The sequence below is a fragment of the Lelliottia sp. EB106-05-01-XG201 genome, from assembly GCF_058791735.1.
The window spans coordinates 899,127-912,286 of record NZ_JBYTDV010000001.1 but is presented as its reverse complement, the minus strand read 5'-3'; the positions used below and the strand labels follow the sequence as shown (position 1 = coordinate 912,286).

The window sequence follows — 13,160 nt, the reverse complement described above, 5'->3', positions numbered from 1 at the left end:
TACCTTACCTTATTCGTTATCTTCCAGACCCTCGACTTTTATCAGTACTTTGTCATCCAGCACTATTTTCCCCTGGGCCTTCAGCTCTGCGACAATTTTCATGACGTAGCTACGCGACAATAAGGTTCGGTCAAGAATATAGTTCGTCAGCCCCACCTTCCTGCGTACTTCAATGGGCTCATCCATTAACGCATAAATCTGTTTGCAGATAATACTGAGCCCAGAACGGGCGGTCAGTTTGACATTGTGATCATTTAAACGGTAAGCGATATACCCTATCAGGGTGGCTAAATGCTGCCACAAATTATTGTCACTAATGATCTGTCGCGCAGCGCTGGCGTCCAACTTCATTGCGATACAATCGGTTTCAGGACGCCAGTAATATTCTTCATTCAGTGGAAACAGAATACTGGTGAGCCCCACAATCATCGGCGCTCGCGAGGTCGTGAGCACCAGATTATCCCGGTTTCGGCAAATTAACCCACGCCCTTCAAATACCAGATAGCAGACGGGTTTCCCGGACTGAACGAGCATTAATTTTTTATTTTTCGTACAGTCAAAGAAAGTCGCAAACGGCGCCAAAGCTTCCATGACCACCTGGTAATCATGTACAGGTTTTTTAATTAACTCAAATTTAGAAGAAACATTAGATTTATCGCACATAGTCAACTCATTTATATAAGTTTTTAAGAGAGAGTGCGTAAATTAAGGAGCGTTACGCATACTTATTATAATTGAATTCCCCCATAAAACGAATATGGATCAAATTTTGTTTTAAGAACAAAACCAGTACAGTGGCATGATCAATTATAGGTCAGTGTCAGCGTCGCTGTTGCATTCGCATTTCCGGCAGTCACGGTTGCAGCCGTTTTATAATAGACGGCGCTAAAGATGAGCTCTTCATGTGTCAGCGTACCACCACTGACATATTCGCTTCCGCTTCGGGTTGAACTGACAACGGCAACGTTTTTATTTAAAGGCAAACCGTCGCTTCCGCTATCATAGATGCGGGTTTTCAGTCCCAACTGCACGCCAATGCCGGACGCCACATCGCTATTACCGGCGCCGCTCAACGCCATCACCGTATGGTTGGCATTGTCACCTGAGGCCTCCACGGCGGTGACTGAAAGGGACACATTCGTGCCCATCTCACACGAGAGATCCACCCCCTGGTCCGGCGCAGAGCCCGCCTTTGTTTGTCCGTCAAATTCCGTTACGTTTAAGGTATTAAAATTAAAGCTAATTTGCGACGTATCAGTATTACAGCCAATGGCTTTTAACACCACCTGCGTATTCTGTAACACGATATTCGACGCAATATCACCATCTGCACTGTGACTGGCGCTTTCACGGAATTCAACCTGTGCCAGCGTGCCGGTGACCTGCAGCGTTCCAGGGGTGATAGGCCCACCGGTGGCGACAAGTTCAACCAAATACTGAGAGTTACGCAACGTGTGATCATCTTTTGTGCCGCTGCCGGAGTGCCAGTTGTTATCCACCACCGTCGCACCGTCATTAGGCCCCGCCTGGTTCATCGTCGTGACACGCACACCCAGGCCATTGATATTGGTTGGCATAATTTGTGTTCCCGCCGCGGCATCCACCTGAGGCGAGCCGAGATAAAAAAAGCCGACGACATAGGATCTGCCGCATCCCTGGATAGTCAGCTGATCGTTGGATCCCTGAGACCAACCTGTAGTCGCAATCACCGTACCGGCAGTGTAATTATCATTCGTGATGACAATACTCTGCGGAAGACTCGCGTACGATGTTGAAATATCTTTATCATCGAAGAGGCCGCCCCCGCGCTTGCAGGCGGCGTGGCCGACCGTTGAGAAAAACAGCGCCAACGTCAGCACCAGAAATAATTTTATGTTCATAAATAAACGATTCTTCATAAGAGGGGAAGCAGATTTAACTTAAGCCGTCAGAAATACAGTTTTGTTAAACACTACAGTTATGCGTTACTGATACGTAAAATTTACCGTTACCGCGGATTTAAAATCACCGGCCGTCGGAGTACCGTGAGGAGAATACATTCTGGCACCCATGGAAAATATTCCTGCATGGGTATCCGTCTGCACCGGGAATGAATATTCCACACCATTTGCCAGATTGACCAGCGCCTTTCCATCCAGATTAAAAAGCTGCAAGCCGATATCCGTCGCACCGCCAGAGGCTTCATTGGCATATATCGCGCTCGAAAAAGCCGGGTCGGCGGTATAAGGTGAACCGGTAAAACTCACCGTGGCCTGGGAGACCTGCGGTGAGCACTGGGAAAGTTTTAGCAGCACGACCATGGTGCCGCTATTCCCGCCCGCCACGGAAAGATCCTGACGCGATATCTGGCCAAGATCCACATTCTGAGGAATATCGACCTGGCAGGATGCCGCGATTATCTTTCCTGTTACCTGTATCTGGATGGTATCCGTAGAGCCATAGGCAAATAACGAGCCAGACATTAAAATGGCGAACCAGACAAGGCTAAAAATAGACGTCCACCCAGGATTATTAATGACATTTTTCATGCAGGATAGTGACTCCGGATACTGTTTTCTGTTTCGGCAAGGTGTAATTAACTACACACTGATTTTGGTTTCCCTCTCCCCAGCGCGCCAATACTGTGCCTTGTTCTGCCATGCCGGTTAAATAGACCAGCCCGCCGTCCCCGACAATCCCGTTGTGGGGATCGTTAATGCCCTGACTATTATCCGGCTGGCTCACCGTTGCGCCAAAAGGCACCGGCTGATTGTTCTCTTTTAACAACGTGAGTAATACACGATTGCCCAGGCTGGTGTTATATCCCGCCTCAACCACCGCGCCGCGCGTTGGGATTACGCTCTTACTGGTCTCTTGTAATTCAACGTCATCACTTTCAAGATTTTCTGTATCCAGAGAAACGACATTTTTATGGTACGGGTTGGCGTAAGTCACGACGGCAAAGCCCTGTTTGTCGGTCTTGACGCCCGTCTGGCTGGAGACAGGTACATCCGCCGCGCCATGCGTATTCACCAGCACCACGGTATCGTTAAAGGGCTGGGAAAGGGTCACGCCCTGTTTGTGGACTAACACCCCGCCCTGAATACCGTAGTTCACGCGCTGGGAATTATTGTCATAAGAATATCCGCCATTCACCTGAGCATAGCGGCCTTTATAACCTGCGAAGGCGTTGCCATTGGTTTGATGCTCCGCATCGGAATAGCCCTCCTGGACGCTCCAGTTCAGGGAGCGGTCATCCAGCGAGGTGCCAGAGGCATTCACGTTATAGGTGGTTGGCCCACCTTTAGCGCTGTTCATGCTGTAGCTGACGCTTGCTCCCGGCAGATATTTATCCAGCGGCACGCTGATATTAAACGACAGCTGCTGGTCGTTTTTATCATTAAGGCTTTGACCTTCCTGGCTGGATTGCTGGTTTAAATTATAAATATAGTTAAACCCGTAGCTGATCCCATTCCAGTTATTGTTGTAACTGAGACTCAGGGACGAGGTTCTGCTGTTATCCCAATAGTTTTCATTAATATAACTGACCGAGACGGATCCATAGACAATATCCTGCGACAATGACAGTTCAGTACGGTTGCGGCGACGATCGCTCATCGATTCACTATTATAAGAATCCAGGGTATCGCTCAGAGAATAATACCCTTTGGTGGAATAGCGATAACCCGCCACGGTCAGATTGGTGCCGGTATCCAAAAAGTTTTTGCTGTATCGCAGGCGCAGCGACTGGCCGTTCTGGTCTGTCAGCGTCTGCGCGCCGGTCGACGCCTCGGTGCTGCGCACTCTGGCCCAGGCCTGAGTGATATCCGTCGAGATAGCGCCGATATCGCCGAGGTTGATGCCAAGCCCCATTGAGGCCGCAGAATACCCGACATTGGCCTCCTGCAGCCCGCCATAGACCGTGAAACCATGCGGCAGGCCATATACCGCGGTCACCTGGCTAAAGTTCGCCTCTTTGCTGCCGTCGGTTCGGGTTTTGCCCCCGGTCACGCTGTACTCGAAGCTGCCTTCGCGGTGCAACACCGGCAACGACGCGTAGGGAACCACCATAGTCTGAACGCTGCCGTCGGACTCTTTGACGGTCACTTCCATATCCCCACCGCCGCCGGTCGGATACATGTCATCTATGACAAATGCCCCCGGCGCGACGTTGGTTTTATAGATACTGTGGCCATTCTGAGAAACGGTCACTTCAGCGTTGGTGCGGGCAATACCATGGATCACCGGCGCGTAGCCCTTCAGGCTGTCCGGCGTCATGTTCTCGTCAGACGCCAGCTGCGCGCCGCGAAATGCGATGCTGTCGAAGACATCGCTCTGGGTATTGCTGTCCCCCACCGTCAGCTGGCTTTGCAGCGCCTTAATATCGCGGGAAACGTAGTTGTAAACGGAGTCCCACTGGTTCTGGCCCTGATTGTCATGATTCCACGTCGAGTAATTACGAATTCGCCACGGCCCAATATTCAGGCCGGGACGAAAGTTCCCGTACTGACTATTAACCGTTTGTTGTCCGGCTATGCGTGGCATCGTCGTTGACCCGTTCAGGTTATAATTCAATAAAAAGGCATTAATGCCTTCGTCCCATTTTTCAGGCGGAATATAGTCGCGCGCGCGATTAAGTAATGCAGATTGCGGAATGCTTAAATTTAATCTCTGGACGTTAAATTTAAACTCAGCGGCAGCATCACGAATGGCAAGAAGATTGACGCACTGACTTCCTTCTATCGACAGTTCCGGATAGTTGTCGGTATTGACTCCCCAGCTTTTAAGCTGTTCAAGAGACAAGCACGGCATAAGCGCGTCGGCAGCATTAGGGTCATGACTATGATCAAATACAATCTCCAGGGAATCTACCTGTTGATTATTGACGAACACATCAACGCGATATTTCCCGGGTGCCTGTTTGCCATTTTCGAATGCCGATAAATCCGCCGTGGCTAACACGGAATCGGTCATCTCCAGCAAGGCGGGGTTAAAATATTCCCGGGACAAGGCGTATCCGCTATAAATCAGAACCAGCGGTACCATCCATGGTACGGAATGAAAAAAACGCGTGCGACTGTGGATCGTGTAGAAATTAAATCGATGATTGATGCTCATCCCCGGCCATTCCAAAGTCGTTATAAATTCTCCAGGTTAATTTCCCGTCCCCGATACCAACAGGTAAAACAAAGCTGGCATCAGAATTTGGACCCACCCAGGTCGCGCTCTCCACACTTTTTCCGTTGATCTTCACGGTGGCAAAATTCATGTAATAGGGCGTGGGGTTATTCACCACCACCTTATTACCCGCCATGTGCCAGCTCAATTTTTGCGTCTGCTGTTCGGGATAGGTTCCCGCCAGTTTCGCCGGGCGATAAATTAATTTAATCCGTGAGTTAACGGCGATCTGAATGCTGTTGCTGGCGGCGTTTTCGTTCGCGGCAGCAATACCTTTCACGTTCAGCCAGTACATGCTTTCGTGGTCTTCCGGCATCGGTAAACCCGAGCGCGCAATGCGCAGGACATTTTTATCCCCGGCATCGAGGCGGAATAAAGGCGGCGTAATAATCAGCGCATCTTTCGCGGGCGTGGCGGCGTCTGCGGGGGTGATCCAGGACTGCACCAGGTTCGCGACTTTATCTTTATTTTCGACGGACAAAGAGGTTTCTTTCTTCGTCCCGTCAAATACAACGCGCGTTCCACCCACGGTGACGCTGGCCATCGCGTGCGTGACAGAGAGTGTCGCAAGCAGTATTGCAACAGAGGTATTCACTATTTTCATTCGGGAATTCACAAAGTTGAAGGAGTGCCAGAGGGCTCTGGCACTCAACGGCATTATTCGTAGCTAACGGTGTAGGTCACAGCGGAAGAAACATCCCCTTTGGTTGGGGCTGCTGCGCTGGCGACCAGGCTTGCGGTGTAATCAAGGTCTACCGCGCCACCGGTAGGTGGTAACGTAATCGCGGTGTTGCCGTCGTTATTAATGATGGCGGTGTTTTTGGCGTCTTTAATCAAAATAGCGACGTTGGTCGCCGCGTTGGCACCCGACAGATCGTTTTTAAAATAGGTATCGTCGCCGTCAGTGGTGCCGCTGAATTTAATATAGGCTTTAGTCGGTACGCCTGCGGCTGCTACCGGGCATGAACCCAGAGAGATATTAAAGCTCTTAGGTGCGCCGGTTTGCCCTTTTGCCGCGATATCTGCAGCAGAGGTTTCGCCCAGATCCAGAGTCGCCACGCCGCCATTCACGCTAATGGTACAGGCGGAATCAATGACTTTTCCGGTAAAGGTAATTTTATTGTCAGCATGAGCAGCTAAAGAGGTTGCCAGGGATAAAGCACAGACGAATACCGCTTTATTGAATTTAGAATTCATTGAAATACGACTCCAGATATAAATTTATTTGGCTGGTAATATAAATGGGAGATTTACTTCCCGCTGAAGTTACTTTACCAAAGTCTCTGAGCCATTCAGAAGCAGCATATCCTCCTATAAAAGACATGCAGTTACAAATGAGTCCATTTTTGGACAAAATATTGCTAACTTAATGAATTTAAAGCAGTAAGAAAATCATAAGACATGAGCGCCCCTGTAGTTTACACCATTAAAAAAAAGTAAATATCATGGTTTGATATTAAATTATTTATATCGCTCTTTTCCTGGACGATAAAAGAGTTATAAAAAACAGGTTTTGATGTAATACTATGGGCACTTAATGAGAATAGATAATACGAGATAAAAGAGGAGGTTTATATGCGGAATTTTACCATCAATGATTCGCTGACATTTGATCGATGCGGTGAGGTGGTGATCTTAAATAATTATTCCGAATATAAAAACTGGTATCTGTCACGCTATGACCTGAGCATGTTTGCGCCAGATGAAATCGCTGCCCTGCTTGAGGATGAACAACCCGACAGCTACCCCTGCATTCCCTACATAACCGAGAACTACGACAGCATTTGTTATTTCTGTCTGGATCTCATCAAGTTACTGAGCGTCGCAGTCCACTAAATCAGATTGTTTCACAGGAAAGAGACAAGGAAGTCAGATGTTACCAGAGGTAAAGATGGAGCGGGCGAAGGGAATCGAACCCTCGTATAGAGCTTGGGAAGCTCTCGTTCTACCATTGAACTACGCCCGCTTTGAGGTGCGTAAAGCATTATAGACCTTACGCCTGTCTGCACAAGCCTCATCGCTGCTAACCGGTGATTAATTAACCATTTAGCACTTCGTTTTGCTGCCTTGCTTCGGAAGATAACGCTGTGGATCGATTGCCGTTGCCCGGTAACGGATCTGGAAATGCAGCGCAACAGAGCTCGCCCCCGTACTCCCCATCGTCGCAATCTTCTGTCCGGCCTTCACATTTTGCCCGTTATTCACCAGCAGCGTGTCGTTATGCGCATACGCGGTGATGTAATCTTCCCCGTGCTTAATCATGATCAGGTTGCCATAGCCGCGCAGCTGATCGCCGACGTAGACCACCTTCCCTGCACCCGACGCATACACCGGTGTCCCGCGCGCATTCGCGATATCAATCCCTTTATTGCCGCCCTCGGAGGTGGAATACGGCGCGATCACTTTCCCGCTGGCAGGCCACACCCAGCAGCGCTGTCCTACAGGTGGCCAGGAGGATTGCGGCACGGCGTACGATGGCGTCACTTTGGCCGTTTTGCCTTTGGATGAGGATTTTTTGCCTGACGAGCTGCTGCCGTTAACCTTGAGCTTTTGCCCGATCTCAATGGTGTACGGCGGCGAGATGCCGTTCATGCTGGCCAGATCGCGCACGCTGGTGCCGGTCATGCGGGAAATTTTGGAGAGCGTATCCCCGCGCTGAACGGTATAGACCGAGCCGCTGTAGCTTCCGTCAGAGCCTGATTTACTGCCCGAGCACCCTGCCAACATTAACGTCAGCATCAGGCAGATCAGGGCAATCAGGGGATTTCTTGTCAGGCTTCCTGCAAACAAAGCGGCTCCTCGGTCAGCGTAAATGGCGTCCTATGATAGCAGCCTGAATTCTGTTGCCAATCTTTGCTGCAAGATGCTTTCCGCCACCGGGAGCCAACCCGTCCGCGAAAGAGTGCGATATAATGTCAGCATCCCGTCGTTCGGGTACTGGAGTCGGAATGAGCATACAAGAACACGTCATTTTGGTTAATGACCAGGGAGAGGTCATCGGCACGCAGGAAAAGTACGCCGCCCACACATCGCATACCCCACTGCATCTGGCGTTCTCTACATGGTTGTTTAACGACCAGGGAGAATGCCTCGTCACCCGCCGCGCACTGAGCAAAAAAGCCTGGCCCGGCGTCTGGACGAATTCCGTCTGTGGGCACCCACAAACCGGCGAAAGTACCGAGCACGCGCTGATTCGCCGCTGCCGCTACGAAATTGGTGCCGAAATCGCCCACCTGACGCCCGTCGCAGTCGATTTCCGCTACTGCGAAACAGACCCTTCCGGGATCGTCGAAAACGAAATCTGCCCGGTGTTTGCGGCAAAGCTCGTCGGCACGCTCACGCTCAATCCTCATGAAGTGATGGCGGTACAGTGGGTTGAACTGGAATCCCTGCTGTGCGCAATCAACGCAACGCCCTGGGCGTTCAGCCCGTGGATGGTGTCGCAGGTGGCTATCGCCCACGAGAAGCTCAGGCAGTTCGCCGCCGACTTGCAGCCATAAAAAAAGCCCCGACGCGATAAACGCCGGGGCTTTTTGCCACTCAGTGACTTATTTAACCGGACGCATCGCCGGGAACAGGATCACGTCGCGGATGGTGTGGCTGTTGGTGAACAGCATCACCATACGGTCGATACCAATGCCCAGACCTGCGGTCGGTGGCAGGCCGTGTTCCAGTGCGGTGACGTAGTCTTCGTCGAAGAACATTGCTTCATCGTCACCCGCTTCTTTCGCGTTAACCTGATCCTGGAAGCGCTGCGCCTGATCCTGCGCATCGTTCAGCTCGCTAAAGCCGTTACCGATTTCGCGACCACCGATGAAGAATTCAAAGCGGTCGGTGATTTCCGGGTTTTCGTCATTACGACGCGCCAGCGGAGACACTTCTGCCGGGTATTCGGTGATGAAGGTTGGCTGAATCAGGTGCGCCTCGGCCACTTCTTCGAAGATCTCGGTCACGATACGGCCCAGACCCCAGCTCTTCTCAACTTTGATGCCAATGCTGGTCGCGATGGCTTTCGCCGAATCGAAGTTATCCAGGTCAGCCATGTTGGTCTCTGGACGGTACTTCTTGATTGCTTCGCGCATGGTCAGTTTGACGAATGGCTTACCAAAGTCGAACACCTCTTCGCCGTAAGGCACTTCAGTGGTGCCGAGAATATCCTGCGCCAGGGTACGGAACAGAGACTCGGTCAGTTCGATCAGGTCTTTGTAATCTGCATACGCCATATAGAGTTCCATCATGGTGAACTCTGGGTTATGTCGTACGGAGATGCCTTCGTTACGGAAGTTACGGTTGATTTCGAACACGCGCTCAAAACCGCCAACCACCAGACGCTTCAGGTACAGTTCCGGCGCGATACGCAGGTACATGTCCAGATCCAGCGCGTTGTGATGGGTGATAAACGGACGGGCTGACGCGCCGCCTGGGATCACCTGCATCATTGGCGTTTCGACTTCCATAAAATCACGGCCAACCATGAACTGACGGATACCCGCCATAATCTGGGAACGGATTTTGAACGTTTTGCGGGATTCATCGTTAGAGATGAGATCCAGGTAGCGCTGACGATAGCGCGCTTCCTGATCCTGCAGGCCGTGGAATTTATCCGGCAGCGGACGCAGTGCTTTCGTCAGCAGACGCAGTTCGGTGCAGTGGATGGACAGCTCGCCGGTCTTGGTCTTGAACAGCTTGCCTTTCGCGCCCAGGATATCGCCCAGGTCCCACTTCTTGAACTGCTCGTTGTAGATGCCTTCTGGCAGATCGTCACGGGAAACGTACAGCTGAATACGGCCACCGACGTCCTGTAACGTCACGAAAGACGCTTTACCCATCACGCGACGGGTCATCATGCGGCCTGCAACGGACACTTCAACGTTCAGCGCTTCCAGCTCTTCGTTTTCTTTCGCGTCGAAGTCTGCGTGCAGCTGGTCTGAGGTATGATCGCGACGGAAATCGTTCGGGAATGGGATACCCTGCTCACGCAGTGCAGCCAGCTTTTCGCGACGGGTTTTCAGTTCGTTATTAAGATCGACTACCGCGTCAGTGCCCTGTGCTTGTTGTTCAGACATGTTGGTTCCTCATAACCCTGCTTTCAAACTTGCTTCGATAAATTGGTCCAGGCTGCCGTCCAGCACCGCCTGCGTGTTACGGGTTTCAACCCCGGTACGCAAGTCTTTGATACGGGAGTCATCAAGGACGTAAGAACGAATCTGGCTGCCCCAGCCGATGTCAGATTTGTTATCTTCCATCACCTGTTTCTCAGCATTCTTCTTCTGCATTTCCAGTTCATAAAGCTTCGCTTTCATCTGCTTCATGGCCTGGTCTTTGTTCTTATGCTGCGAACGGTCGTTCTGGCACTGCGTCACCGTGTTGGTCGGAAGGTGGGTAATACGCACCGCCGATTCCGTACGGTTAACGTGCTGACCACCCGCACCGGATGCGCGGTAAACGTCGATACGCAGATCCGCCGGATTGATTTCGATATCGATATCTTCATCCACTTCCGGATAGACAAACGCAGAGCTAAAGGAGGTGTGACGACGGCCGCCGGAGTCGAACGGGCTCTTACGCACCAGGCGGTGAACGCCCGTTTCGGTACGCAGCCAGCCGTAGGCGTAATCACCAATGATCTTGATGGTGATGGATTTAAGACCCGCCACTTCACCTTCGGACTCTTCGATGATTTCAGTTTTGAAGCCGCGCGCTTCTGCCCAACGCAGGTACATACGCGCCAGCATGCTCGCCCAGTCCTGTGCTTCTGTCCCGCCAGAACCGGCCTGGATATCGAGATAGCAGTCAGCGCTGTCGTACTCGCCAGAGAACATACGGCGGAATTCGAGCTGCGCCAGTTTCTCTTCCAGCACGTCGAGTTCAGCGATGGTTTCGTTAAAGGTCTCTTCGTCGTCGGCTTCGACGGCGAGTTCCAGCAGACCGGAAACATCTTCCAGCCCCTGTGTCATTTGATCCAGCGTTTCAACGATGGCTTCGAGGGAGGAACGCTCTTTACCCAGCGCCTGTGCGCGTTCAGGTTGGTTCCAGACGTCGGGCTGTTCCAGCTCGGCGTTTACTTCTTCAAGACGCTCTTTCTTGGCATCGTAGTCAAAGATACCCCCGAAGAACGCTAGAACGTTCCGTGAGGTCTTGAATGCGGTTTTTTACCGGATTAATTTCAAACATGGTCTGTTTTCTTTATTGGACTAGTCAAAATGCGGTGATAAGAGCGGGATTGTACCGAATCCACGCTCTTTTTTATAGAGAATAGTGCCGCTAAATTGGCCAGATATGATCGATGATAATCTGCAAACTGCGATTACCGCGAAACTCGTTAATATCGAGTTTGTAAGCCAGTTCGACTTCGCGCACGCCGTTATCGGGCCAGACGGCGGTATCGACGTTAAAGGCGATGCCATCCAGCAGCGGGCCACCGTTCACCGGCTCGACCATCACTTTGAGATGGCGTTCGCCCACCAGACGCTGTTGCAGCAGGCGAAAACGCCCGTCGAACAGCGGCTCAGGGAACATCTGCCCCCACGGACCGGCGTCGCGCAGCATCTGCGCCACTTCCATGGTCATCTCCGCGCCGGACAGCGCACCGTCAGAGACCACTTCGCCCTGCAGCAAAGCCGGGTCCAGCCAGTCGGTGACCAGCTCGCCGAAGAGCCGCTGGAATTCGTCGAACTTCGCCTCTTCCAGGGATAACCCTGCCGCCATTGCATGGCCGCCGAATTTGATCATCAGCCCAGGATGGAGCGTATCCAGGCGCTCCAGCGCATCGCGCATGTGCAGCCCCTGAATGGAACGGCCCGAGCCTTTCAGCGTGCCGTCGCCAGCAGGCGCAAAGGCGATCACCGGACGGTGGAAACGCTCTTTGATGCGCGAGGCCAAAATTCCGACCACGCCCTGGTGCCACTCCGGGTGATACATCGCGAGTCCACCGGGCAGCGTGTCGGTGCTGCGCTCGAGTTTTTCGCACAGGGTCAGGGCTTCGGCCTGCATCCCCTGCTCGATCTCTTTGCGCGTCTGGTTCAGCGCGTCGAGTTCATTGGCTAATACGCGGGCTTCGCCGATGTTGTCGCAGAGCAGCAGCGCCACGCCAACGGACATATCATCCAGTCGCCCCGCCGCATTCAGACGCGGCCCGAGGGCAAACCCGAGATCGCTTGCCGCCAGCTTCAGCGGATCGCGATTGGAAATTTCGAGCAGGGCTTTAATCCCCGGACGACATTTCCCCGCCCGGATGCGGCCCAGCCCCTGCCAGGTCAGAATACGGTTGTTGGTATCGAGCGGCACCACGTCCGCCACCGTGCCGAGGGCGACTAAATCGAGATACTCGGCCAGATTAGGGATCGCAATGCCGCGCGCCTCAAACCAGCCTTTATCCCGCAGCAATGCGCGCAGGGCCAGCATCAGGTAAAACGCCACGCCCACGCCCGCCAGCGATTTCGACGGGAAGTCGCAGTCGCGCAGGTTTGGGTTAATGATAGCTTCGGCAGCCGGGAGGGTTTCCCCCGGCAGGTGGTGATCGGTGACCACGACCGGGATCCCCAGATCGTGCGCGCGATCGACGCCGGCATGGGAGGAGATCCCGTTATCAACGGTCAGGATCATCTGCGCCCCGCGAGCGTGAGCCTGATCGACCACTTCCGGGCTGAGGCCGTAACCGTCTTCAAAACGGTTCGGCACCAGATAGGTGACGTTATCGCAGCCCAGCGCGCGCAGGCTGAGGACGCTCAGAGCGGTGCTGGTCGCGCCATCGGCATCGAAATCGCCAACCACGACAATCCGCGTCCCTTCGCGCAGGGCGTCATAAAGGATCTCTGTCGCTTTTTCGATGCCGCTGAGCTGCTGCCAGGGCAGCATCCCTTTGACACTGCGCTCCAGTTCCGTGGCCGCGCGAACGCCGCGCCCGGCGTATAAACGGCGCAGGAGCGGTGAGAGATCGGCGGGTAACTCAATACTTTCATCCACCTCACGGCGGCGCAATTTTGTTTGGGCTTTCACGCGAA

The 13,160-nt window shown here is 52.7% G+C and carries 12 protein-coding genes and 1 tRNA gene; 2 read left to right on the top strand and 11 right to left on the bottom strand.

The window, feature by feature from the left end:
• Positions 1-9: 9 nt before the first annotated feature.
• The 6 genes from AC3WS9_RS04330 to AC3WS9_RS04305 form a co-directional block, all read right to left on the bottom strand.
• Entirely contained in the window at positions 10-663 is a 654-nt protein-coding gene (locus AC3WS9_RS04330; protein ID WP_492486911.1) for a helix-turn-helix domain-containing protein, read from the bottom strand.
• A 140-nt stretch (positions 664-803) separates the two neighbouring features.
• Complete coding sequence (locus AC3WS9_RS04325) at positions 804-1,880, bottom strand: type 1 fimbrial protein (protein ID WP_492486909.1); 1,077 nt, start codon at positions 1,878-1,880, stop codon at positions 804-806.
• Positions 1,881-1,964: 84 nt separating this feature from the next.
• Positions 1,965-2,528, bottom strand: a complete 564-nt coding sequence (locus AC3WS9_RS04320) for a fimbrial protein (RefSeq protein ID WP_492486907.1) — start codon at positions 2,526-2,528, stop codon at positions 1,965-1,967.
• The gene (locus AC3WS9_RS04315) at positions 2,512-5,025 is read right to left on the bottom strand and encodes a fimbria/pilus outer membrane usher protein (RefSeq protein WP_492486905.1); all 2,514 of its coding nucleotides are present in this window, start codon (positions 5,023-5,025) and stop codon (positions 2,512-2,514) included. The genes AC3WS9_RS04320 and AC3WS9_RS04315 overlap by 17 nt, the downstream gene beginning before the upstream one ends.
• Before the next feature lie 49 nt (positions 5,026-5,074).
• Complete coding sequence (locus AC3WS9_RS04310) at positions 5,075-5,761, bottom strand: fimbrial assembly chaperone (RefSeq protein ID WP_285143785.1); 687 nt, start codon at positions 5,759-5,761, stop codon at positions 5,075-5,077.
• Positions 5,762-5,814: 53 nt separating this feature from the next.
• Positions 5,815-6,354 (bottom strand): fimbrial protein, encoded by a 540-nt coding sequence (locus AC3WS9_RS04305; protein ID WP_285143786.1) that lies wholly within the window; start codon positions 6,352-6,354, stop codon positions 5,815-5,817.
• A gap of 378 nt (positions 6,355-6,732) precedes the next feature.
• On the opposite strand from AC3WS9_RS04305, the gene AC3WS9_RS04300 reads away from it, so the two are divergent.
• Positions 6,733-6,993, top strand: a complete 261-nt coding sequence (locus AC3WS9_RS04300; RefSeq protein WP_282494438.1) for a hypothetical protein — start codon at positions 6,733-6,735, stop codon at positions 6,991-6,993.
• Between the two features lie 56 nt (positions 6,994-7,049).
• Here AC3WS9_RS04300 and AC3WS9_RS04295 read toward each other — a convergent pair.
• Positions 7,050-7,123, bottom strand: a tRNA-Gly gene (locus AC3WS9_RS04295).
• A gap of 80 nt (positions 7,124-7,203) precedes the next feature.
• Entirely contained in the window at positions 7,204-7,947 is a 744-nt protein-coding gene (gene actS / locus AC3WS9_RS04290) for an amidase activator ActS (protein ID WP_282494437.1), read from the bottom strand.
• 158 nt (positions 7,948-8,105) lie between these two features.
• Here actS and idi point away from each other — a divergent pair, with 158 nt between their 5' ends.
• The gene (gene idi, locus AC3WS9_RS04285; protein ID WP_492486902.1) at positions 8,106-8,657 is read left to right on the top strand and encodes an isopentenyl-diphosphate Delta-isomerase; all 552 of its coding nucleotides are present in this window, start codon (positions 8,106-8,108) and stop codon (positions 8,655-8,657) included.
• A 48-nt stretch (positions 8,658-8,705) separates the two neighbouring features.
• Here the strand turns inward: idi and lysS are convergent, their stop codons facing one another.
• The 3 genes from lysS to recJ form a co-directional block, all read right to left on the bottom strand.
• Positions 8,706-10,223, bottom strand: a complete 1,518-nt coding sequence (gene lysS, locus AC3WS9_RS04280; RefSeq protein WP_282494435.1) for a lysine--tRNA ligase — start codon at positions 10,221-10,223, stop codon at positions 8,706-8,708.
• Positions 10,224-10,232: 9 nt separating this feature from the next.
• Positions 10,233-11,331, bottom strand: a protein-coding gene (gene prfB / locus AC3WS9_RS04275; RefSeq protein WP_282494434.1) for a peptide chain release factor 2 whose coding sequence is annotated in 2 segments (ribosomal slippage) — positions 10,233-11,255 and positions 11,257-11,331 — 1,098 coding nt in all. Because the reading frame shifts where the segments join, the coding sequence is not laid out codon by codon here.
• A 90-nt stretch (positions 11,332-11,421) separates the two neighbouring features.
• Positions 11,422-13,155 (bottom strand): single-stranded-DNA-specific exonuclease RecJ, encoded by a 1,734-nt coding sequence (gene recJ, locus AC3WS9_RS04270; protein ID WP_285143790.1) that lies wholly within the window; start codon positions 13,153-13,155, stop codon positions 11,422-11,424.
• Positions 13,156-13,160 lie beyond the last annotated feature (5 nt).